At 69.1% G+C, this 23,588-nt stretch carries 18 protein-coding genes; 10 read left to right on the top strand and 8 right to left on the bottom strand.

Translation table 11 applies throughout. The annotated features are described in order from the left end of the window. Positions 1 to 120 precede the first annotated feature (120 nt). Entirely contained in the window at positions 121 to 741 is a 621-nt protein-coding gene (locus LR394_RS04965; RefSeq protein ID WP_231439163.1) for a LysE family translocator, read from the top strand. Here LR394_RS04965 and LR394_RS04960 read toward each other — a convergent pair. Next, positions 738 to 890, bottom strand: coding sequence for a hypothetical protein (locus LR394_RS04960; protein WP_231439354.1), 153 nt, complete (start codon positions 888 to 890; stop codon positions 738 to 740). The two genes, LR394_RS04965 and LR394_RS04960, sit on opposite strands and share 4 nt — an antisense overlap. After that, complete coding sequence (locus LR394_RS04955) at positions 883 to 2,121, bottom strand: FAD-dependent oxidoreductase (protein WP_231439162.1); 1,239 nt, start codon at positions 2,119 to 2,121, stop codon at positions 883 to 885. Before LR394_RS04955 ends, LR394_RS04960 begins: the two co-directional genes overlap by 8 nt. 122 nt (positions 2,122 to 2,243) lie before the next feature. Here LR394_RS04955 and LR394_RS42695 point away from each other — a divergent pair, with 122 nt between their 5' ends. Beyond that, a complete protein-coding gene (locus LR394_RS42695; protein WP_231439161.1) occupies positions 2,244 to 2,921 on the top strand; it encodes a helix-turn-helix transcriptional regulator in 678 nt (225 codons plus the stop codon). Here LR394_RS42695 and LR394_RS04945 read toward each other — a convergent pair. Further along, positions 2,907 to 4,676, bottom strand: coding sequence for an ABC transporter ATP-binding protein (locus LR394_RS04945; protein ID WP_231439160.1), 1,770 nt, complete (start codon positions 4,674 to 4,676; stop codon positions 2,907 to 2,909). The two genes, LR394_RS42695 and LR394_RS04945, sit on opposite strands and share 15 nt — an antisense overlap. After that, the gene (locus tag LR394_RS04940) at positions 4,673 to 6,394 is read right to left on the bottom strand and encodes an ABC transporter ATP-binding protein (protein WP_231439159.1); all 1,722 of its coding nucleotides are present in this window, start codon (positions 6,392 to 6,394) and stop codon (positions 4,673 to 4,675) included. The genes LR394_RS04945 and LR394_RS04940 overlap by 4 nt, the downstream gene beginning before the upstream one ends. 104 nt (positions 6,395 to 6,498) lie before the next feature. On the opposite strand from LR394_RS04940, the gene LR394_RS04935 reads away from it, so the two are divergent. From LR394_RS04935 to LR394_RS04905, 7 genes are all read left to right on the top strand, one after another. Then, positions 6,499 to 7,539, top strand: coding sequence for a FecCD family ABC transporter permease (locus tag LR394_RS04935; RefSeq protein WP_231439158.1), 1,041 nt, complete (start codon positions 6,499 to 6,501; stop codon positions 7,537 to 7,539). Beyond that, a complete protein-coding gene (locus LR394_RS04930) occupies positions 7,536 to 8,588 on the top strand; it encodes a FecCD family ABC transporter permease (RefSeq protein ID WP_231439157.1) in 1,053 nt (350 codons plus the stop codon). Before LR394_RS04935 ends, LR394_RS04930 begins: the two co-directional genes overlap by 4 nt. A gap of 4 nt (positions 8,589 to 8,592) precedes the next feature. Then, positions 8,593 to 9,405, top strand: coding sequence for an ABC transporter ATP-binding protein (locus LR394_RS04925; RefSeq protein ID WP_231439156.1), 813 nt, complete (start codon positions 8,593 to 8,595; stop codon positions 9,403 to 9,405). A 70-nt stretch (positions 9,406 to 9,475) separates the two neighbouring features. Next, the gene (locus LR394_RS04920) at positions 9,476 to 9,982 is read left to right on the top strand and encodes a hypothetical protein (protein ID WP_231439155.1); all 507 of its coding nucleotides are present in this window, start codon (positions 9,476 to 9,478) and stop codon (positions 9,980 to 9,982) included. After that, entirely contained in the window at positions 9,979 to 10,992 is a 1,014-nt protein-coding gene (locus tag LR394_RS04915) for an NAD(P)H-dependent flavin oxidoreductase (protein WP_231439154.1), read from the top strand. Before LR394_RS04920 ends, LR394_RS04915 begins: the two co-directional genes overlap by 4 nt. A 90-nt stretch (positions 10,993 to 11,082) precedes the next feature. Next, positions 11,083 to 11,454 carry a beta/gamma crystallin domain-containing protein gene (locus tag LR394_RS04910; protein WP_231439153.1) on the top strand — a complete coding sequence of 124 codons (372 nt, stop codon included), beginning with the start codon at positions 11,083 to 11,085 and terminating at the stop codon, positions 11,452 to 11,454. Between the two features lie 62 nt (positions 11,455 to 11,516). Continuing rightward, on the top strand, positions 11,517 to 12,614 hold the full coding sequence (locus LR394_RS04905; protein ID WP_231439152.1) for an ABC transporter substrate-binding protein: 1,098 nt from the start codon (positions 11,517 to 11,519) through the stop codon (positions 12,612 to 12,614). Here the strand turns inward: LR394_RS04905 and LR394_RS04900 are convergent. From LR394_RS04900 to LR394_RS04885, 4 genes are all read right to left on the bottom strand, one after another. Further along, complete coding sequence (locus LR394_RS04900) at positions 12,611 to 12,829, bottom strand: MbtH family protein (protein ID WP_231439151.1); 219 nt, start codon at positions 12,827 to 12,829, stop codon at positions 12,611 to 12,613. The genes LR394_RS04905 and LR394_RS04900 overlap by 4 nt on opposite strands. 218 nt (positions 12,830 to 13,047) lie before the next feature. Next, positions 13,048 to 18,585, bottom strand: a complete 5,538-nt coding sequence (locus LR394_RS04895) for a condensation domain-containing protein (RefSeq protein ID WP_231439150.1) — start codon at positions 18,583 to 18,585, stop codon at positions 13,048 to 13,050. 6 nt (positions 18,586 to 18,591) lie between these two features. Next, positions 18,592 to 19,962 carry a lysine N(6)-hydroxylase/L-ornithine N(5)-oxygenase family protein gene (locus LR394_RS04890; protein WP_407936983.1) on the bottom strand — a complete coding sequence of 457 codons (1,371 nt, stop codon included), beginning with the start codon at positions 19,960 to 19,962 and terminating at the stop codon, positions 18,592 to 18,594. 212 nt (positions 19,963 to 20,174) lie between these two features. Further along, positions 20,175 to 21,005, bottom strand: a complete 831-nt coding sequence (locus tag LR394_RS04885) for a PhzF family phenazine biosynthesis protein (protein WP_231439148.1) — start codon at positions 21,003 to 21,005, stop codon at positions 20,175 to 20,177. Between the two features lie 240 nt (positions 21,006 to 21,245). On the opposite strand from LR394_RS04885, the gene LR394_RS04880 reads away from it, so the two are divergent. Then, positions 21,246 to 23,534 carry an HNH endonuclease signature motif containing protein gene (locus LR394_RS04880; RefSeq protein ID WP_231439147.1) on the top strand — a complete coding sequence of 763 codons (2,289 nt, stop codon included), beginning with the start codon at positions 21,246 to 21,248 and terminating at the stop codon, positions 23,532 to 23,534. Positions 23,535 to 23,588 lie beyond the last annotated feature (54 nt).

Here is a 23,588-nt window from a genome sequence, read left to right as displayed (position 1 = left end):
CTTTCTCATCACGAGCCCCTGCAGTACCGGATCCGGGCAGCACTTCCCGGTGAATCGTCCGTAACTTTCTGGTTCGGCGGCACACCGGTGCCCCGGATTCACGAAAGGCGGGCCGAACCAATGGCCTTGGGGATGATTGCGGCGTTCTGGGCGGTTTCCGTCCTCCTGGTCCTGACGCCGGGAGCCGACTGGGCCTACGCGATCACCGCCGGGCTGCGCTACCGCTCGGTGCTGCCGGCCGTCTCCGGTCTGCTGGCCGGGTACCTGCTGATCACCGTGGTCGTCGCGGCCGGGGCAGCTGCCGTGATCACGAGCACGCCCGGCGCCCTGACCGTGCTGACCCTGGCCGGTGCGGGCTACCTCGCCTACCTGGGTATCACCACGATCCTCAATCCGCCGGTCCCCCAGGCCCACAACAGCACCGAGAACACGTCGACCCTGAGCCAGGTGGCCCGCGGCACCATGATCAGCGGCCTGAATCCCAAGGCCCTGCTGCTGTTCCTGGCTCTGCTGCCCCAGTTCACCGACCCGTCGGCGGCCTGGCCCCTCACCATCCAGCTGATCGCGCTCGGCGGCCTGCACATGCTGATGTGCGCCATCGTCTACACCGGCGTGGGCACCAGCTCCCGGGCCCTGCTGCGGGCCCGGCCCGCGGCGGCGAAGATCGTGGCCCGCTGCTCCGGCGTCGCGATGACCGCGATCAGCATCGGTCTACTGGCCGAGCAGGCCGTACACCTCTAACGCAGCGGCGAAACCGGGTCCGGCCGCCGACCACCGGCGATCGCGGTGAGCAGTGAGCGCCCGATCACCCCCGGCCGGGCCAGCACGGAGGGATGGCGCAGCATCTGCGAGACCTCCACGAACACCCGGTTGACCTCGTGGTCACGCATGCCGGTTGGCCACTACCCTTCCCACCAGCCAGCCCCGGACCCGATCGGCCAACGACGAGGCCGCACCGGCGTCACCCGCGGCATCCCCGGAGGTGGCGATCGCCCAGGCCGCGTCCACGACCACCTTCTGCATCCGGAAGAACTCCCGTGCTGGTACATCCAGGTCCGGGTCCGCACTCAGGTAGATCGACAACGCCGCCGCCTGCAGCGCGGCCGAGCTGATGCCCTGGCCGTAGATCGGGTTGAACGAGGCCGCTGCGTCGCCCACCACCGCCAGCCGGGCCGGCAACCGTTCGCAGGCCCAGTAGTCCCGCCGCCGGTTGTCCGGGAACCGGTAGGTGACCACGTCGCCGAGCATCTCGTTCTCGGCCACCCGGCCGAACGGCGCCGGGTACTCCTTGAGGCAGCGCTCGACCATGTCCTGGTTGGTCGCCCCGGGCCGGAAGGCGCCGTAACCGCCCTGCACCACCATCCAGCGGTCGCCCTCCACCGTCATGAAGATCGCCCCGCCGGAAGCACCGCCGCGCGTCGTCCCGGTCACCGCCATCCCCAGCCCGATCGGCACCTCACCCGGCTCACGCCGGAAGAGGGCGGTGGAGTAGTTGACGCCGGAGGCGACCCGGACCATCGGCGGCTTCGAGAATCCGGCCGCCTCCAGCCAGTCGCCCACCTTGCTGGACCGGCCACTGGCGTCCACCACGAAATCGGCCGGCTCGCAAACGTCTTCGATCTGCACCCCGCTCACCACCGCGCCCTCGAACGTCAGCCCGCTCACCCGTCCGTTGCTGATCTTGACGTTCGGCACCGCCTGCAGTTCCCGCCGGACCAGTTCCTCCAGGAACGGCCTGGTCATGGCCAGCCGCAGCACCTCCGAGCCGTTCGCCCGGGGCACCCGGTCGTCCCAGATCTGCACCCGGGCGGTGGTGACCCGGCAGGCTCCGGCCGCCACCGCCCGTTCGACGAACCCCGGGAACCAGCGCTCCAGATGCTCGGCCCCGGCGGCCAGCAGAACGTGCGCCTGACCGCTCTGCGGTACCCCTTTGCGCGGCCCCGACAGGTCGTCCCGATCGACGACCAGCACCGTCTCGGCGTGGTCGGCCAGCACTCGCGCAGTCAACAACCCGGCCATGCTGGCGCCGATCACCACGGCTGTACCTAGGCGCCGGACCGGGGGTACGGCGGGCGGCCCGGCCACCCCGATCGTCGCGAACATGCTGGCGGCCTTCGTCATGCGCCCGATTATGCGAACAAGCCGGAACCCTACGAAAGCGTCAACATCAACCCGACCAAGGTGAACAACCGGGGCTGAACGATCCGGTGAACCGTTCCCGGTGCACCAGCCGTGATCAGATGGTGACCCCGCCGAGAGTGACCTTCGCCCCGGGCCCGTCCCCTACCCAGAAGACCCTGCAGCCCCTGCGCTTCGCGGTGCTGGCCACCGACCGCCTGGACGAGGCGGCCGTCGGCAATCTCCTGGAGAACCAGCCCGGGTTCCGTAACCAGCCGCTGAACCGCCTGGCCCACGCCGATGTGCTGGTCGTGGTCGCCCCTGCCCTCACCGGGGTGGTGCTGCGGCGGATCCGGACCATCACCGAGGGTCGCTCGATCCCGGTGGCCGCGGTGCTCGATCACGTCGGGGACGCCGACCTGCTGGCCGGCGTGGAGGCCGGGCTACGCGGGGTGCTGTGGCGTAAGCAGACCAACGCGGCGCGGCTGGCCACGCTGCTTCTGTCGGTCTCCTCCGGGGAAAGCGATCTACCCACGGTGATGCAGAGCCGCCTGCTGCAGGAACTGGCCGACCTACAGCGTTCGGTGCTGGCCCCGCGCGGGATCACCGCCTCGGGCCTGGAGGCCCGCGAGGTGCAGGTGCTCGCCCTGATGGCCGACGGCCTGGGCACCAGCGAGATCGCCGAGCGCATCACCTACTCCGAGCGCACGGTCAAGAACATCATCTCCGGTCTGCTGACCCGCTGGAACCTGCGCAACCGCACCCAGGCCGTGGCCTACGCGCTGCGCTCAGGAATCCTTTGACCAGGCCTTCCACAACTGCGCGTAGACCCCGCCGGCCGCCAGCAACTCGTCGTGGGTGCCCTGCTCGGCGACCCGGCCGGACTCCATCACCACGATCCGGTCGGCCGTGGCCGCCTGCGTGAGCCGGTGCGCCACCACCACCGCGGTGCGCCCGTCCAGGGCCTGCATCGCTGAACGTTCCAGCAGCCGGGCCCCGGCACTACCGGCCTCGGCGGTGGCCTCGTCGAGGATCGCCACCGGAGGGTCGGCCAGCACCAGCCGGGCCAGGGCCAGCTGCTGAGCCTGGGCGGCGGTGAGCGCATGACCGCCGTCCCCGACCACCGTCTCCAGGCCTTCGGGCAGCAGCCGCACCCACTCCAGCGCGTGCACCTTGGTCAGCGCCGCTTCCAGCTCGGCGGCCGAGGCCGCGGGCCGGGCCAACCGCAGATCGTCGATCAGCGGCCCGGCGAACACGTGCACTTCCTGGGTGACCAGCGCGACCGTGCGACGCACCCCGTCCTGCCCCAGCTCCCGGACGTCGCGCCTGCCCAGACGGATCGTCCCCGCCGCGGGCGGATGAAATCCCGCGATCAGCTTGACCAGCGTGGTCTTTCCGGCGCCGCTGGCCCCCACCACGGCGATCCGCTGCTGCGCCCCGAACTCCAGGTCCACGTCGGTCAGCACGTCGTGCCCGGCGGTGTAGGCATGGCGCACCTTTTCAACACCGATGGACGCCTGTGCGGACTCGATCGCTGCGGTCCCGGTCCGCGGGGCCTCGGGCAGATCGACCACGCCGACCAGCCGGGCCAGGCTGGCGGCCGCCGACTGGGCCTCGTCGAGCAGGAAGAGTGCGGTGTTGATCGGGGTGAACAGGCTGTGGAAGTAGAACGCGGCGGCCGAGGCGGTACCGATCGACACCGAGCCGTCACGCACCAGCGCGTATCCGACCAGCAAAACCCCGGAAAGACCTAGAAATTCAGCCAGGTTCAACCGGCCGAAGAAGCCGGTCTGCAGAGCCACCCCGTCGAGCGTGCGCTCGACCGTCCGCACGGAGGCATCGGCGACCCGGGGCACCTGCCGCCCTCGCAACCGGAACGCCCGCACCGTCCGGGCCCCGCCGATCGTCTCCAGCAACTGTTGTTGCTGTTCCCCGGCCGCCACCCGCTGCGCCGCGTATACCCGCCCGGAGCGGCGCAGGTACCAGCGCACGGTGAGCACCTGGACCGGCCCGGCAACCAGCGCGGCCAGGAAGAATCGCCAGTCCAGCACCGCCAGGGCCAGCAGAGTAAGGACGATGGTCAGCCCCGCGCGGGCAAACTCGGGGAGCGCCTCCCGCACACCTTCACTGATCTTGGTGACGTCGTTGGTCACCCGCGAGGTCAGGTCACCGGACCCGGCCCGCTCGACCTCGGCGATCGGCAGCCGCAGCGCCCGCTCGACGAACCGCTCCCGCAGCCCGGCCAGCGCCGATTCCCCCGCGGTGGCCAGCTGGGCCAGCCCGAACGGAGTGAGCAGGGCCTGCCCCAGGGCGACCGCCGCGATCCCGACGGCCGGCCAGACCAGCGCACCGGCCGCCTGGCCCTCGGCCACGATGTCGACGATCCGGCCGAGCAGCGGCTGGCTGAGCAGACCCACCGCGGTCGCCGCGACCAGCAGGAGCATCCCGCTCAGGGCCGGAACCCGCTGCGGGCGAATCAGGCTCCAGACCACCTGCCGGCACCGGGCCGCCGTGGCGATCGGCAGGCGGGCGTCGTCCTTCATCGAAACCGTAGTCATGACAGCACCGTCGATCGGTAGGTCTCGTCGTCGCGGACCAGGTCCGCATGTCTGCCCTCGGCCTGGTTGCGGCCCTCCACCAGCATGACCACCCGGTCGGTGACCGCCAGCAACGCAGGGCTGGTGGTGACCAGCACGGTGGTCCGCCCGGCCCGGACCTCACGGATGCCTTCGGCGATCCGGGCCTCGGTCACGCTGTCGACCGCGGTGGTCGGATCGTGCAGAACCAGTACCGGCGCATCGATGTTCAGCGCCCGGGCCAGCGCCACCCGCTGCCGCTGCCCGCCGGAAAGGTTGCCGGCCCGCTCGGTGAGCACGGTGGCCCGGCCCTCGGGCAGACTCTCGATCACCTCGTCGGCCGCGCTGGCCGAGAGCACCCGGGCCGCGAGTTCGCTGTTGCCTTCGGCGCTCTCGATGCTCTCCAGCAGCGGTCCGCCGAACAGCTCGGCATCGTGTGCGGCCACCAGCACCCGGGCCCGGACGTGGTCGGGGTGCAACTCGGCCAGGTCGTCCTCGCCCAGCCTCGCCGTCCCGGCCTCCGGATCGATCTCGCGGCCGAAAAGCCTGAGCAGAGCCACCGCATCGGCCGGATCGCGCGGCACCACGCCCAGGATCTCCCCCGGACCGGCCTGCAGATCAACCGATTTCAGGCAGCCCGAGGCAACGCCCTGCAGAGAAATCCCAACTGGGGACGTCGGACTCGCCTTTGGGCGCTCCCCGGAACCCTCGCCGACCAGCCCGGTACTGGAAAGAACCTCGGCCACCCGGCCCGCGCTGGCCCGGCCCGCCGCCAGTTCCGAGCCGACCCACGCGAACACCTGCAACGGCCCGAGCAGGAACTGCGCCAGACCGATCGCCGCGGTGAGATCGCCGATGCTGATCTCCCCGTCCAGCGCCAGCTTTCCGCCGACCGCCGCCACCAGGGCCAGAAAGACCCCGGTCAGCAACAGGATCGCGCCTTCGTAGGCTCCGCGGGCCCGGGCCGCCCGCACCGTCGCGGCCAGAGCCCGGCGACTCGGCGTGCGGTACCGGTCCACCGCCGCCTGCTCCGCGCCGATCCCCTTGAGCACCCGCAGCCCGGCCACCAGATCGGCCGCCACTCCGGAAGCCGCTGCCGCCTCGGCCTGTTCGGCCTCGCTCCGGCTCTCCAGCGGCCGGCCCAGCAGGTGTGTCAGCCAGAGCATCAGCGGCGCCCCGATCAGCACCAGCAACCCGAGCGGCAGGCTGACCCACAGCAGCGCCACGGCCGCCACGATCATCGCCGTGATCTGCGCCAGCGCCACCCCGACGGCCATCGCCACCGCCCCGGTCCGCTGCGCGTCGCTGGTTGCGATGCTGGTCAGCGCCCCGGGCAGGCGGCCTTCCTCGGCCCCGCCGCGAGCGTCGAGAACCCGCTCGGTGAGCTGCATCCGCACATCGTGGGCGCCCCACTCGGCCACTGCCTCGATCTTGCGGGCGCCGTTGCGGTAGCTGTTCGACAGCACCGCGAAGACCACCGCGAGTACACCGATCCAGATCAGCAGGTCGCTCACCCCGCCGGAACCGTCACCGGCCCCGCTGACCGCCTCGTCGATCACCTTGCCGATCACCACCGGCACCAGGGCCTCGCCGAACTGGTGCGCGCACAGCAGCAGGGTGGCCACGACCAGCTGGCCCCGGCGGGCAGTGAGGACGTGCCGGAGAACGTCTTTTCCGGTCACCGGGCTGGACAGGCTCATATGAAGTAAGGCTAACCTAACGCTCCAGGCATGAGGTATGCCCGACTGAATGCTGTCTGCCGACCTTGTCAGATCGCCAGGACGGTTGTCATGAAGGAGATGGCATGGCGGTCACCGCCGATCCGCCGGTCCGGACCCGCGATCGCGGCGGCCGGGACTCGCTGCGCCTGACCGGGCTGCTCCTGGCCCTGGTCCTGCTCGGCGTGGTGGTCGTGGCCAGCCTGGCGTTCGGGGCCAAGTTCATCCCGTTCGGCGAGAGCTGGCGGCTGTGGTGGGACAACGACGGCTCCTCGAACGCCGCGATCATCCACGACCTGCGCCTGCCCCGGACCATGGTCGGGCTGATGGTCGGCGCCGCCCTGGGCCTTTCCGGGGCGCTGATGCAGGCGCTCACCCTGAACCCGCTGGCCGAGCCGGGCCTGCTCGGGGTCAACCTGGGCGCGGCCACCGGCGTGGTGCTGGCCATCGCGTTCTTCGGCATCACCACGATCAGCGGCTACGTCTGGTTCGCCTTCGCCGGCGCGGCCCTCACCTCGGTCGTGGTCTTCCTGCTGGGCAACACCGGCCGCTCGGCCACGCCCGACCGGCAGATCCTGGCCGGTATCGCGATCACCACCGTGATGGGCAGCGGGATCTACGCGATCCTGGTGCTGCGGCCGGAGGTGTTCAACAAGTACCGGTTCTGGGAGGTCGGCTCGCTGGGCGACGTCAGCGTCTCGGCCGGCTGGCGGGTGGCGCCCTTCGTCGCGATCGGCATCGGGCTGGCCCTGGCCCTCGGCCCGGCGCTGAACGCCCTGGCGATGGGCGAGGAGACCGGCCGGGCCCTGGGCGCTCACGTGATGCGCACCCGACTGCTGGGCATGCTCGCAGTGACCCTGCTGTGCGGCGGCGCCACCGCGGTGGTCGGCCCGATCTACTTCGTCGGCCTGGCGGTACCGCACATGACCCGGATGTTCACCGGCCCCGACCAGCGCTGGATCCTGCTCTACTCGATGGTGCTGGCGCCGGTGCTGCTGCTCCTGGCCGACATCATCGGCCGGGTGATCACCGCGCCCTCGGAACTGCAGGTCGGCATCGTGACCGCGTTCGTCGGGGCCCCGGTGTTCATCGTCCTGGCCCGGCGCCGCCGATTGGCCCAGCTGTGAGCCGGGCGCAGGTGCTCAGCGGCGCGGTCGTCCGCAACCCCACCGGCTCGGTCTCCGCCCGGATCGACCTACGCGCCGCCGCCGTCACCCTGGTCCTGGTCCTGCTCGCCCTGGCCATCGCCCTGCACAGCCTGGCCAGCGGCGACTTCGAGATCCCGCTGCCCGACGTGGTGCGCACCCTGCTGGGCCAGGAGACCGGCGGCGCCAAGTTCATCGTGCTGGACCTGCGCCTGCCCCGGACCCTGACCGCCCTGCTGGTCGGCGCCGCGCTCGGGGTCAGCGGCGCGATCTTCCAGAGCCTGACCCGCAACCCGCTCGGAAGCCCGGACTTCATCGGCCTGACGATCGGCGCGTCCACCGGGGCCCTGCTGGTGATCCTGGTGCTGAACGGCAGCACCAACCAGATCGCGCTGGGCGCCCTGCTCGGCTGCGCGGCCACCGCGGTGGCGATCTACCTGCTGGCCTACCGCAGGGGCGCGCAGAGCTTCCGGCTGATCCTGGTCGGCATCGGGATCGGCGCCATGCTCGACGCGTTCAACTCGTTCCTGATCACCCGGGCCCGCCTGGACGAGGCGGTGGGCGCCCAGGTCTGGCTGATCGGCACCCTGAACGGCCGCTCCTGGGACCAGGTCCGGCCGCTCCTGCTGGCGGTGATCGTCCTGCTCCCGCTGGCCTTCTGGCAGTCCCGGCACCTGAACATGCTCTCCCTGGGCGACGAAACGGCCACCGCCCTGGGCGTCCCGGTCGAACGCACCCGCGGCCTGCTGTTCGCCTGTGCCGTGGCGCTGGCCGCCGTGGCCACCTCGGCCGCGGGACCGATCGCGTTCGTTGCTCTGGCCGCCCCACAACTGGCGATCCGGGTGACCCGCAGCGCCGGGTCCGGACTGGCCTCCTCGGCCGCGATGGGCGCACTGCTGCTGGTGGCGAGCGACTGGGTGGCGCAGCGGGCGCTGCCCTCGGGCCCGGTCCCGGTCGGGATCGCCACCGGGCTGCTCGGCGGGGCGTATCTGTGCTGGTTGCTGGTTCACGAGTGGCGGAAGGGTCGTTGATTCCATGAGCAGGCTCCGGGCCGAAGGCCTGACCCTCAGCTACGACCAGCGGGTGGTCACCGAGAACCTCGGCGTCACCGTCCCGGACGGTTCGTTCACGGTGATCGTCGGGCCCAACGCCTGCGGCAAGTCCACCCTGCTCAAGGCCCTGGCCCGGTTGCTGGGCCCGAAGGCCGGCCAGGTGTACCTGGACGAGAAGGCGATCGGCAGCTACTCCAGCAAGCAGGTCGCGCACCGGCTGGGCATGCTGCCGCAGACCCCGATCGCCCCGAACGGGATCACCGTGGGCGACCTGGTGGCCCGCGGCCGCTACGCGCACCAGTCGCTGCTGCGCCAGTGGTCGAAGGAGGACGAGGCCGTCGTCGTCGAGGCGATGGAGCAGACCAGCGTGCACGAGCTGGCCAAGCGCTACGTCGGCGAGCTGTCCGGCGGCCAGCGCCAGCGGGTCTGGCTGGCCATGGCGCTGGCCCAGCAGACCCCGATCCTGCTGCTCGACGAGCCCACCACCTACCTCGACATCACCCACCAGGTGGAGGTTCTCGACCTCTGCGCGGACCTGCACGAACAGGGCCGCACCCTGGTCGCGGTGCTGCACGACCTGAACCTGGCCACCCGCTACGCCACCCACCTGATCGCGATGCGCGAGGGCCGGATCGTGGCCGAAGGTGACCCGGGCCGGATCGTCACCGCCGAGATGGTCGAGCAGACGTTCGGTCTGAAGTGCCGGGTGATCCCTGACCCGGAGACCGGGACCCCGCTCATCATCCCGGTGGACCGGGCGGCCCGCCGCAGCGGTGTGGGTGCGACCTTGGGATGACGTCCGGCCCGCGCCGGATCCGCCCTGAGGTCGATGTGATCGGTTTGCGGCCGGGCCAGGCTGGTCCACCATGGACAAGCTGAAGAACCTCGACGGGCAACTGATCGTTCCCGACCCCGAACTGATCGCCCTCTTCCTGGTCACCGCCGCCTTCGTGGCCGCGACCAGCGTCTTCGTCGCGATCCGCCGCCGGCGTCCGATGCCCGTCGCCGTCGGTGCTGCGGCCTTCGTCGGGGTGGCCGCCTACTGGGTCGGCCTGTTCTACCTGTCGGAGTTCTCGGCCGGGCTCGGCACGCTGCTGGGCCTCGGCGTGATCGGAGTGGCCTGCGGCTGGGCGGTGAAGGACGACCTGACTTCGGCCGAGGCGCTGGCCGTGGGTCTGGGCTGCACCTTGCTCGCCACGCTGTTCGGGTTCATCGGTTCCTACCTGGCGCTGGCCAGTTTCCTGGTCGCGGCAGCCAGTTATCCGGCGGTCCGGCTGTGGTGGGAGTCCCGCCGGTCGTTGGCGGCCACCAGCGCCGGTCTCGGCGCGCTGCTCGTCGCCTCTGTGGTCGGCTTTGGCATGCTGCGTTCATGACGCTTGGTACCCCGCTCCCCCTGGTCGCCGCTCCGATGGCCGGTGGTCCCACTACGACCGGTCTGGCCGCCGCCGTCGCTCAGGCCGGCGCGTTCCCTTTCCTGGCAGCGGGATACAAGAGTCCCTCAGCACTTTCGGCCGAGATCGAGGAAGTTCGCTCGCTCGGCAAACCCTTCGGCGTCAACCTTTTCGTGCCGGGCCCGCAGACCGTGGACACCGCGGCGTTCAAGGCCTACGCCGAGCGAATCCAGCCGGAGGCGGACCAGTACGGCCTCCACCTCGACCCCTCCCCGGTGGTCGACGATGACGACTGGGCCGCGAAAGTTGCTCTCCTGGTGCAGCACCCGGTCCCCGTCGTCTCGCTCACCTTCGGGTTGCCCGCCGCCGAGGACATCACCGCTCTGCAGCAGGCCGGTTCGCAGGTGTTCGCCAGCGTCACCACCGTCGCCGAAGCCGTCGCCGCTGATGCCCTGGGCGTGGACGGCCTGGTGGTGCAGGGCTCGGACGCCGGTGGCCACAGCGCCACGCACGATCCGGCGCGGGTCGTCGAAACTGCTTCAACAACGGACGTTGTCCGCCAGGTCTGCGCGAACGTCGGGCTTCCGGTGATTGCGGCCGGTGGGGTCGACGGGCCCGGCTCCGTGCGAAGGCTTCTGGACGCCGGCGCCTCGGCCGTCGCGGTGGGAACGCTCCTTCTGCGCACCGACGAGGCCGGCACCTCCCCGCTGCACCGAGCCGCTCTGGCCGACCCGGCGTTCGCCGAAACCGTGACCACCCGGGCCTTCACCGGCCGACCCGCCCGCGCCCTGCGCAACGGCTTCACCGACCGTCACAGCCAGGCCGCGCCGGTCGCCTACCCCGCCGTGCACCACCTCACCCGCTCGCTGCGCCAGGCCGCGGCCCGGGCCGGTGACTCCGATCGTCTGCACCTGTGGGCCGGCACCGGATTCCGCAGCGCCCCCACCGGCTCAGCTGCGCAGGTCATCCGGCATCTCGCAGAAAAAGCATGATCCTTTCGAACCAAATGTCCGGGCCGGCCCTCGAACTTGATGGAGACGGCGACAACGTCGTCCATCGGTTTCGTGGGAAAGGACCGCATCATGATCACCCGCACCCGAGCCGCCCTGGGCTCCGCCGCCATCGCCGCGATCGCTGCCGCCGGTACCGTGGCCACGGCCGTCCCTGCCCTCGCCATCGACAGCCCGCCCTGCTCCGATTCCGGCGCATCCGGCTACGTCCGGGTGATGAACGACCCGGACGGCGACGGGGTCCACACCGCCGTGCAGTGCTTCGCCAACGCGGGCACCTGGAACGGCAGCATCCCGGGCATCGCCGGGGTGGAGACCGGGGTCAACCGCACCTCGATCACCTACAACGACGATGACGGCCAGCACACGGTGGACCTGCCCGACGGTGCCGATTCCCAGCTCGGCGACGGCTCGGTCGAGGTCGTTTCGGTCACGATCCACTGAGGCATTGAGCACCTGACCTCCAGTGATTAGGGTAGGCAAACCTAATCACTGGAGGTCTTTCGATGTCTGCCCGTCTCGTGCGTTCAGGACTGTCCCGGCGCGCGTTCGGCGCCACGATCGCCACTGCCACCCTGGCCCTCGTCGCCGCCTGCGGTAGTGACTCCGACGGTGACTCGAGCACCGCGCCCGGCTCCGGCGCGGATGCCGACGCCGCTTCCGACGCCTTCCCGGTGACCATCGAGCACAAGTTCGGCTCGACCGAGATCCCGGCCAAGCCGACCAAGGTCGTGGTGGTCGGCCTGGTCGAGCAGGACGCCCTGCTGGCCCTGGGCACCGTGCCGATCGCGACCACCGAGTGGTTCGGCGCGAAGGAGGGTGCGATCTGGCCCTGGGCCACCGACAAGCTGGGCGGCGCCGCGGTTCCCGAGGTTCTGAACAGCACCGACGGCATCCAGTTCGAGAAGGTGGCGGCGCTGCAGCCGGACCTGATTGTGGGCATGTACTCGGGCGTGACCCAGGAGGACTACGACAAGCTGCAGCAGATCGCGCCGACCCTGCCCGCGCCCAAGGACGCCAAGGACTACGGGGTAGCCTGGGACGTGATCACCCCCACCCTGGGCAAGGCGCTGGGGATGGAGGCCGAGGCGCAGAAGCTGGTCGACGAGGTCAACGCCCAGTTCGAGCAGGTCCGCGCCGACAACCCGGGCTTCGCTGAGCAGATCGCGCTGATGGCCACCCTGTACGAGGGCTACTACGTCTACTCCGAGGAGGACCCGCGCGGCCAGTTCCTGAAGTCGCTCGGTTTCAGCCTGCCCGACGGTCTGGCCGAGGCGGTGGGCGATCAGTTCGGCGCCAGCATCAGCAAGGAACGGATCGAACTGCTGGACGTGGACGCGCTGGTCTGGCTGGTGCCGGACCCGGTGAAGGACAAGGCCGGGCTGGCCGCGGACAACCTGTACAACAAGCTCGACGTGTTCAAGGACGCGCGGGACGTCTATCTTTCGGACGGAACCGACGGAGGGGCACCGCTTTCCGAGCTCGGGGCGGCCACCTCGTTCGTCACGGTGCTGAGCCTGCCGTTCCTGATCGAGGAGCTGGTTCCGCTGATCACGCAGGCCGCCGACGGGGACCCGGCCACGGCCGTCGGGGACGAAAGCTAAACCTGCGGCCCTTCCATGAAGTCGACCAGGCTGGCCGGGCGCAGATCCTGCCAGTGGGTCTCGATGTAGTCGATGCACGGCCGGCGGGCCTCCGGACCGAAAACGGAGCGCCAGCCGGCCGGTACCTCGATGAAGTCGGGCCACAGGCTGTGCTGGTTCTCATCGTTCACCAGGACCAGGTAGGTGCCGTCGGGATTCTCGAACGGGTTGCTCATGTTCTTCTCCGCACCTCGTCTCCAGACCAGAACTGTCGAGCTCTCAGAACCAAAACGACTGCGGGGCCGGGCAAGGCCACGGGGAGACGCCGAGGGGCCAGCACTCCCCTCGCCGCGGGCATTCTCCCCGTGACCCTGCTCGGCCCCGCAATCTTTCTTCCGGAAGCTTCAGATACATACTAGCGCAAAGCCTTTGGCCGAGAGCAAGGCCTGATCCATCAGTCCGGAGCGATCTGCAGCACACCGTCCAGCGACCACCGGGCCCGGTCGCCGGTCCGGTACATCCGCTGGCCGGTCTGGTACGGATCGGCCACGAAAGATCCTGCGGTCAGATCGAACCGGTTCAGGTAGCCGTAGGCCAGCCCGACCCCGGCCAGGTACAGATCTCCGGTAGCCCCGGTCGGAACCGGCCGCAGGGCACCGTCCAGAACATAAGTGCGCACACCGTCCAGCCGATAGGCCGCCCGGCCACCCGCCGCGTCACCGTGCCAGCCGTACGCGTCCACCGATGCCTCGGCCGCCCGGTACAGGTCGTGAACCACCAATCCCGGCACCGCGCAAACCTGTTTCCAGAAACCCGATTCCACCGCCTCTCCGCCCAGCAGCAACACCGACAACCCAGCCGGCAAAAGCCCTTCTGAAACCAGTTCTCCCAGCCGCTCGGAGTCGACGCTGAGCACGTCCACCGATGCTTCCCGCACATACTCAACCACTGCCGCCGGACTTTCACCGGCCGGTTCGGCCAGCACATGCAGTTCGTGCCCGGCGAGCATCCACAGCACCGATTCCCAGGCCTCGTCCCGCCCGAACGACATCGCCTGGGCCACTCGGCAAGGCTTGGCGTCCGATCCGATCAGCCTTTCCCGATGCGAGGCAGCCAGATTCACGATGCCGGCATGAGCCACGATCACCCCGGCCGGCTTCCCCTCCGGATAGGTCACGTACGCCGGCATGTCCGGTCCCAGCCGACCGCCCCGGTCCGGATCGTTCAGCGGCGCATCCAATTCTTCGCCCTCCAGCAATGACGGTGAGTCCAGCGTGAGAACCGGTTTCGCGTCCTGCAGCATGACCCGGACCTGCTCGTCGCTCTGCCCGGAGTCGATCGGCAGGTACGCGGCACCGGTCTTCAGCACCGCCAGGATCGCAGGCAGCATCCAGGCCCGATCCAGTTTCAGCGCAACGACTTTACCGCGCAACGGCCCGGCCCACAGCAGCACCCGGGCCGCGCGGTTGGTCCAGGCCTCCAGTTCGGCGAACGTCCAACTGGTGTCCGCGGTGACCAGGGCCGCGGCTGCCGGTTGCCGACGAGCCTGCTGGGCCAGCAGATCCACGATGGTCAGGCCCATCGTCTCCAAGGAAACCGGTCCGCCGGCCGCCCATTCCCCGGTCAGTTTCTCGCGTTCGCCGGGCAGCAGAACGTCGTACCGGCTCAGCCGGGCGGTCGGCTGCTGCACCGCCTGCTCCAGGACAAGGACCAGCCGGGCTCCGAGCAGCGCGACCGTGGTCGAGTTGAAAAGCTCGGACCGGTAGGCGATCGCGCCGTCCAGACCGTCCGGCCCCAGATCGGTCAGGTCGAACGACAGATCGAACTCGGACGTGGTCTGCTCCAGGCGCACCGGCAGACTCGACAGACCCCTCAGAACCAATGGACGTGGCGCTCCGGTCCGGCACGCCACCCGCACCTGAGGCATTCGGTCGAGTTGAGCGAACTGGGCAAGCTGAGCGTACGGAACGTCCCCGCGATCGAGCGCGGCCAGATCGCAGTCGCGCACCCGGGCCAGCAGGTCGGCGAAGCTGGGGTCGCCCGAGGTGTCGGTACGCAGCACGAGCACGTTGGTGAAGCTTCCGACCATCTCGTCCAGTGCCGGATCACCCCGGCCGCTGATCGACGAGAGCAACGGAAGATCCTCGCCGGAGCCCAGTTTGGTCAGCAGCACCGCCACCGCCGCCTGCAGCAGCATGAACAGCGAAACATCGTGCTCAGCGGCGGTTGCCCGCAACTGCTGGGCCAGCTCGGGCTCGATCAGGAACGGTTCGGCACCGCCTTGGTCGCTGCGCACAGCCGGAGGTTTCCGGTCGGCAGGCAGGCTGAACCCGCCCAGACCGGCCAGTCGCTCCCGCCAGTAGGCCACCTGCTTGTCCCGCCCGGGCCGGGACCGCTGCCAGATCGCGTAATCAGCGTACTGCACGGGCAACGGCTCGAACTTGGGCAACTGTCCAAGCACCCGAGCCTCGTAGGCCGTGGAAAGGTCACGCAGCAGCGGAACGTCCGACCACTCGTCCACCGCGAAGCGATGGGCCAGGAGCAGGAGCACATGCTCGTCCGGAGCCACCCGGAACAAAGTCGCCCGCAGCGGAACCTCCGCGTCCAAGCGGAAGCCGTGCCCCGAAGCGTCCTCAATCAAACGCTTCAAAGCCTTGCCGGAAGCCTCGACGACCCGAAGCTCAGTTGCCCCTTCCAGCACCACCTGCACCGAAGAACTCGCATCGAGCACCGTGCGCAGGCTCTCGTGCCGCATCACCAGGTCGCTCAATGCCTCGCGCAGCGCCTGAACATTCAGCCGGCCGATCAGGCGCCACGTCATCGGCACGTTGCCACCCGGCAGCGCGGCCTCCTGAGCCGCCGACAAGGGCACCACCGACGGACGGGGCGAAACCGGGATCAGTTCCGACCGTTCGGCCAGAACCGGCAGACGTCGCGCCAGCTGCTCCACGTCCGGCGCATCGAAAATGTCCCGCACGCCGACCTTCACACCGAGCCCGGTCCGCAGACGACAGGCCAGGCGCATGGCCAGCAGCGAATGCCCGCCCATCGCGAAGAAGTTGTCGCGGATGCCGATCTGGTTCACCTCCAGCACCTCGGCGAACACTTCGGCCAGGGCCTGCTCCCGTTCGGTCCGGGGGTGCAGCACGCCCGTGGAAACCGCTGCCGGAAGGGCCGATACGTCCATTTTGCCACTACTGCTACGCGGCATACTCTGCAGCACGACGATCGTGGCCGGGATCATCGCGGCCGGCAGGCGCCCGGTCAACGCCGCCCGGATCTCCTCGGGATCCACGTTCCTGGTGGTGGTCACGTACCCGACCAGACGACCGTCGTCCATCGGCACTACCGCGGCCTGCTGGACCAGACGCAGTGCCTTGAGCGAAGCCTCGATCTCGCCGAGTTCCACCCGGTACCCGCGTACCTTCACCTGCCGGTCCGCCCGCCCGAGCAACTCCAGAACACCGTCCGGACTCCAGCGGGCCAGATCGCCCGTGCGGTACATCCGTTCACCCACCCGAAATGGGTCAGCCACGAATCGTTCAGCCGTCTGAGCCCGGCGCCTCAGGTACCCGAGGGCGAGACCAGGCCCGGCCACATACAACTCACCGATCACCCCCGCCGGCACCGGACGCAACGCGCCGTCCAGCAGGTACGTCCGCACCCCGTCCACCCGATAGGCACTGCGCCGACCGGCTCGATCGCCTACCCAGCCATACGCGTCCACAGTTGTCTCAGTAGGGCCGTACAGGTCGTAAGCCTGCAAACCGGGCTCTGCGCAGATCTGCTGCCACAGCTGCGGATCCATTGGCTCACCGCCGACCGCGACCAGCTTGAGGCGGCTCTCCAGCAGCCCGGCCCCGATCAGCTCGCCCAGGTGGGCCGGGGTGAGATCGAGGCCGTCGACGCCGTGCTTGTCCAGATAGGTGACCAGCTCTTCCGGATCCTGGCAGACGCTTTCGGCGATGACGTGCACCTGATGCCCGGCCAGCATCCACAGGACCGGGTCCCAGGACGCGTCGAACCCGAACGAGTGCACGTGCCCGATCCGTAGCCGCCCGGTGAACTTCGGCATCAGCTGACGCCGGTGGCTGGCCAGCAGGTTGGCCAGACCGGCGTGCGTGGTCAGTACGCCCTTCGGGGCACCGGTCGAGCCGGACGTGTAACTGACGTAGGCCGGCATCGCGGCGGTGATCTCGGGCAGTTCGGAATTCGCCGAGAACCAGGCATTCTCGAGCTGTTCGACCGAGCGGATGACCATGGCCGGCGAGGCGTCTGTGAGCATGACGTAGGCCCGGCCTGCGGGCTCGGCGCCTTCCAGGGCCAGGGCCGCGGCCCCGGTCTTCATCACCGCCAGCACGGCCGGCAGCATCCAGGCGCGCGGCAGTGACAGCGCCACGATCTCGCCGCGCAGGTCGTGATGATGATGCCGGCGCAGGCCCGCTGCTACCCGCCCGCTCCACTCCTCCAGCTCGGCGTACGTCCAACGCTGTTCCGCGGTGACCAGCGCAACGGCGTCGGGGGTGGCCTGAGACTGCTGCGCGAGCGCGTGAAGAATGGTTGCGGGCCGGTGGACAGGTTTTTCACCAGATGACCAAAAGCCGAGCAGCTTGGCCCGCTCCCCCTCCAGGAGCAGGTCGAGCCGCCCGGCTGATGAAATACTAGCCTGAACAAGTTGCCGAAGTACACCGGCAAGCCGGTCCAGTGCCTCCTGCGCCGACTGCGCGTCGAGCTGATCGGGCGCGAATTCCAGCTCCAGGCAAAGATGTTCGCCGGTCCGGGCAGAAAGCGCGAAAAGATAATGCGACGCGTCGCGTACGGCCGCGTCGGCCACCTCGACCTCGTCCACGCACCGGTGCAGCCCTGCACTCAGCGAGCGATCCTCGAAAACCACGATCGTGTCGAACAGCTCGCCCACCCCGGCAGCGTGCTGGATGGCAGCGAGGCTGAGGTGCTGATGTTCCCGCAGTGCATCCTGTGAGTACTGCAGGGTCCGCAGGATCTCGCCGATCGGCCGCGCCGGATCCATCCGCAACCGGACCGGCACGGTGTTGGCGAACTGCCCCACTCCCGACTCGGGCCGTTGTGCGGGGCCCGGTGACACGGTCGCGCCGAACACCACGTCCTGCGATCCGGTCAGCAACGACAGCACCAGCGCCCAGGCACCCTGCACAACGGTGCTCAGCTCGACCCGTTCCTTCTGGGCGAAATCACCTAGTGCGGCGGTGGTCTGCGGATCCAGCTCGGTCACCAGGCGCTCGGGCAACCGGGTCGGTGCTTGCCTGGTCGGCGTCTGCCTGGTCGGCGTCCGTTCGACCTGGGCCGGCTGGTTGTCGTTCGGCAGAGTGCCGGCCACCAGGGTGCCTCGGGTCAGGCCGGCAAGTTCTTCACGCCAGGCCTTCAGCGCGGCCCCCTGATCGCGCTCGCTCAGCCAGTCCAGATACAGCCGATGATCCAACGGCGGCGAAAGTTCCTTACCGTCCGAGGCAGTATCGTCCGAGCGAGCCAAGATGAGCAGCTCTTCCAGCAGCACCGGCATTGACCAGCTGTCGAGCAGCAGCTGGTGGTAGGTGAGCACCAGCCGATGGTGCGCCCGACCGAGCCGGTACAACGTCGCCCGCATCAACGGAGCCGCCGAAGGCTCGAACCCGCGCAGCAGATCCGTCTCCAGCAGCCCGGCCAGTTCCTGTTCCAGCACGGCCCGGCCGTAACCCGCCGCGGACATCTGCCCGAGGTCGATCTCCTGCCAGGGCAGCGTGACCTCGTGGTCGGCCGACGCCACGTTCTCGCCAGTCCGGCTCGGCCGGAAGGCCACCCGCAGATTCGGGTGCCGGTCGAGCAGACCTTGGGCCGCGGCCCGCCAGCGCACGGGGTCGAGCTCGCCTTGCAGGTCCAGCACCAGTTGTCCGATGTAGACGTCCGGGGTGTCTTCCCGGCGCTGCTGAACCTCGAACAGCAGCCCCTCCTGCAACGGCGTCAGCGGGAAATCCACTTCGGCCTACCGCAAGAAGGCACGCAGCGCAGCCGCCGGTGCCTTCGCTCCCCGGGACCTGGCCGCCTGCGCCCGAGCGCCGACCACCGAGGTCAGGATCTCTCCGGAGCGCACCGCGATCGTCGACAGCAGTGCGGACGAGAGCCCATGAGTATGTTCGGTGCCGCCTTGCAGATAGATGCCCGCCCGGATCCCCGGTGAGGTCTCCACCCGGTAGTCGCGTTGCACCTTCAGCCGGCCTTCGGCGTCCAGTCGGCAGTCAGGAGCCAGGTCGCCCAGTAACGGCCGCGGGTCGACGTGGTCGTAGCCAGTGGCGAAAACTGCGAGATCGGCGTCCATGTCGACGCTGCGGCCGGTAGCCAGCGAGCGCACGGTCACGCTCACCTGGTCGGCCTGCTCACGAACCGCTTCCACCCGGGAGACGTTCATCATGGTCAGCCGTTCGTGCCCGGTGACCTTCTCCTGGTACTGACGCCGGTACAGCTCTTCGATCAGGTCACCGTCCACCACCGAGTAGTTGGTGTTGGAGTGGTACCCCGTCAGCATCTGCTTGACCTCGGCCGGGGCGTCGTAGAAGTCGTCCACCGCTTCCGGGTCGAAGATCCGGTTCGCGAAGGGGGTGTCGTCGGACGGGCTGTAGCCGTAGCGGGAGAACACGGAGACCACTTCGGCGGCCGTGAACCGCTCGTGCAGAAACGCCGTCACCTCGGCCGCACTCTGGCCGGCGCCGACCACCACGAACCGGCGGGCCGCGTCCACGTCGATCTCCTCGACCCGGTGCAGCAGCTGGTGGTTGTGCCACACGTGCGCGGAACCGGAGATCCCCTCGGGAAAACGAGGTTGCAGGCCGGTGCCGATGACCACGTTGCGGGCCCGGTAGGTGACCTCGCGACCGTTGCCGTCCGCGGTCAGCTCACGAGCCGTGACATCGACGGCGACCACCTCGTCCTGGCTGATCACCGGCTCGATCGAGACCACCTCGTGGCCCCAGTCGACCAGGTCGGCCACCCGGGCCGCAGCCCATTCCAGATACCCGTGGAACTCCAGGCGCAGCGGGAAGAGCGTCTTGTGGTTGATGAAGTCGACCAGCCGGCCGTTCTCGTGCAGGTAGGCCAGAAAGCTGAACCCGCTGGTCGGGTTCCGCATCGTGACCAGGTCCTTCAGGAACGAGACCTGCATCGTCGCGTCCTCCAGCAGCATGCCCCGGTGCCAGCCGAAGGACTGCTGCCGCTCGAAGAACCGCACCGCCACCCGGTCGCCGTCCCCGGCCCCGTCGTTGTGCTCCACCGCGGCGATCGCCAGGGCGAGATTCGACGGGCCGAACCCGACGCCGATCAGGTCGTGAACGGGATGGGACAGCTCGTCCGGGGTCCCCATGGACGATCCGTCGAATGACAGCAAGCTCACCAGGGGCCTCCGGGACGCACCGCAGCCGGGCTCGACGCCCGAATTACTTAGGTGAGGCTACCCTAATTCACCCGACAGGTGCAGTGCCTGGTCCCGACGACGTGGCTCCGGGTTCGAAGATTCCGGCCAAGGCCTCCAACTCAGCGGGCTCTTGCTCCACAGTTTCGGCCCGACGTCCCAGTTCAGACGGCGATGGTGCCCGAGACGACGGTCACTGCCTCGCCACCGATCCAGTTCTGTTCACCAAGCTGCACCGAGATCCGACCGTCCCGTCCCCGATGACGCCCCTGGAAAGCCTGGTACCCACTGCCCAGCGCCACATCGAGCCCACTCAGCTGCACGTGGCGGGCGACGCAGGCGTTACCGCTGCCGCAGACCGGGTCCTCGATCAGGCTGCCCCCGTCATCGAAGAACGAGCGCACGTGCAGATCGCCGGCGGCGTCCAGGGCGTAGAGCGTGAAGTCTGTCGTGATCGCGCAGAGCTTCCGGTAGGCAGCCAGGTCAGGCTGCAACGCGTGCAACTCCTCCACCCGGACCCGGCCGACCAGCCAGCGTGGGCCGATCTCGATGATCGTCGGCTGGTCCGCCTTCACACCCCCGAGCACCCGGGTGAACAGTTCCTCGTCGACCAGCGGTTCCACCGAGACCGCCGCCGGCGCTGCGAAAGCCGTCGCGCCATCGTCCAAACGCCGCAGTTCGACCAGCCCGGCGGCGCATTCCTGGACCCACGCGGCACCCGACTGGAGCTGACCTACGTCCACAAGCGCCTTGCACGTGCCGATCGTGGGGTGACCCGCGAACGGGAGTTCGCGCCCGGGCGTGAAGATCCTGACCCGGTAATCGGCCTTTGAGGTGGTCGCGGGCAGTACGAAAGTGGTCTCGGAGAGGTTGGTCCAGTTGGCCAGCCGCTGCATCTCCTCGTCGCTGAGGCCTTCGGCATCGAGGACGACGGCCACCGGGTTGCCGAGACCGGGCCGAGAAGTGAAGACATCCACCTGGGCAAATCTGCGCATGCCCTTTACGGTGCCGCGAGCCGGTCGGGGGTGACACGGCCAATTCAGTGTCCGTGGACCGGTCTCGCGTTCGGCTGTACCGCTTTCGATCTTGAGGACGCTTGTGGCTTGGAACCTTTGCGGCGACGCCTGCCCCGCATGGGCGTTTTAGGTGGTTGGCCAAGATTGTCGGTGGTGCGAGCTAGTCTCTTTCTCAGCAGTCGGGACTGCCGAGAGATGTTGCCATACGGGGGTGTTGGCGTGAGCAGACTTAGCGACGGAACCTTCCGGGTGGGTGGACTGCCCAGCCTCGCCCCCACGTCGCCGAGATCAGACGGCGACTCGATCTACGAGGGCCGACACGACGCTTCGGCTGGAGCCACCGTTCCGGGGGCCTACCTCTCGAAGCTTGACGATTTGAAGGGCCTCTCAGCGGATGCGCTTCTGGAGTCGGTGCTGGAGTCGGAATTCGTTCTGCGTCAGTTCGCTGCGCGCCAAGCCGAGGCAATCGCTCTGCTGGCGGCGCGCACGGCGCCTGCTCGTCGAGGTCCTCGCCGGGGTCCGCGTGCTCGCGTGGCTCGTCCTGCCGACGGAGCGGATGTCTCGGACGGTTCGGCCGATCCCGACGCATCCGATGACGACCTCGATCCCGACGAGGATGACGCCACGCAGATCGGTTCGCGGACCATGGTGGCAAACCGGCTGGCGCCCGAGCTGACCATCACGCCGCAGCGCATGAGTCATATCGTGGCCACCACCGTCCATCTGACGAAGAATCTGCCCGGGGTGATGGCGCTGGTGAAGGCCGGCCGCCTGGACTGGCTGCGGGCCGAACTGATCGCCCGGCGGCTGCACAACCCGTCACCCGGTCTTGAGTGGTTCAAGCCGGGGTGTGACGAGTGGGCGATCGTGCAGGCCGCGCTGGTTCTGCAGGCTCCGGCGCTCGCCTACCCACAACTGAAGGAGCTGATCGGGCAGTTGCTCCAAGGGCTGCGGCCGACCGACACCAACGAACGGCACCGCCAGGCCAACGACGCCCGCCGAGTCTGGACCGAGCCTTTGCCCGACGGTATGGCCGCCTTCGGAGCCAACCTCTCCGCCGAGAAGATCCAGCTCATCGAGGCAGTTCTGGACGCGATGGCCGACGCGGCCCGCGACGCCGCCCTGGCCACCGGCCGGCCCGATCCACGTACCCATGAGCAGCGCCGGGCCGACGCCCTGGCCGCGATCTTCCAGGCGCTGGCTGAAGGAATCGACGTGCCGCTGGCGCGCGATCCACGACAGTTCACCCGGGAAGACCCGGACCCGCGGCCCGCCCCGCAACCTGGCCACCGCCCGTCCGAGCCGGAGGCAGACAACCCCGACCCAGTTGACCCAGTTGACCCGGTTGGCACGCCCGACTCGCCGGCCGAAGGCACCGAGCACAGCGATTCGCCCGATCCTTCGGTCTGCTCCGCCTGTGCGCGGCGCGCTCTGATCGATCGTCTGGAGTCCGAGACGCAAGCCCAGGAGGAGGCCGATCAACGCTTCTTCACCGAGTTCGGCCTGCAAGCCGTTCCGACAGGCCACATCCCGGCCTTCTGGGAACTGTCCAAGGTGTCTCAACGCAACGGCCGGGCAACCCTGGCGGTTGTCACCCTCACCGACAGAACGCTTCGAGGGCTCAGCGAAACCTTGGGACATCTACAAGGCTACGGAGCCATCGCGGCCGATCAGGCGCGACGCATCGCTGCCCAGGCAACCAGTGTCGTCCTCATGCCGGTCTTTCCAGACCACCGCGACGTGTCAAGGCGCAGCCCTGCCCAGAGCCCAGCGCCGCAGCCTTGGGCGGAATCCGGTTCAGAGCCCGGTGCAGAATGCGGTGCTGCGCCACGTACAGGCTCCGACCAGGGCCATGAGCACGATTCAGCACAGGCCAACCGCTACCGACCCGGCAATGACCTGGCCCGCCAGGTCATTGCCCGCTACCAAACCTGCACCTACCCCAACTGCCCCCGACCAGCAGCAACCTGCGACCTGGATCACCTGACGCCGTTCGAGCGCGGCGGGCGCACTTGTGCGTGCAATCTTCACGCGGCCTGCAGAAGACACCACCGTGCAAAGACTTTCGGCGGATGGGAAGCCCGCATGGTCCGTCCGGATGAACCGTACCCACCCGGCACCATCATCTGGACCACCCCGGACGGCGTCAATCACGACAACCCACCACCATGTCTACCGGGCATGCCCGGCTGGACCGTGCTCAGTGCCCCAGCCTCAGCCTCAGCCCCAGAGGCCGAACCCGCTTCGAAGCCTACTCCGGCAGCCCCGAGCCCAGCCGATACGGCGCCGAACCGCCCCTCTCGCGAAGACGCCATGCCCGCCGCGGAACGGACAACCCAGCGCACCAAGCGTTGGCAACAGCGACTCGACCGCCAGTTCAAGACCGATCAGGCTCAACTGAAGGCCCGCGAACGCAACCAGAAGCTGCCCCCGGTCAACCGCCCTCCCAACGCCCCCTGGGGTGAAAGCACCGGGATAGATGAAACTTTGGGACCGCCTCCCTTCTGATCGCCCATCACCAGAACCCGATTTCAGACGAGGAGCCGCTTCCACCCTCGCCGC

Origin of the sequence: Kineosporia babensis (assembly GCF_021129305.1) — a bacterium.
Taxonomy (GTDB): Bacteria; Actinomycetota; Actinomycetes; order Actinomycetales; family Kineosporiaceae; genus Kineosporia; species Kineosporia babensis.
Note: the sequence above shows the minus strand (reverse complement) of the source record. Positions and strands in the feature narration are given on the sequence as shown.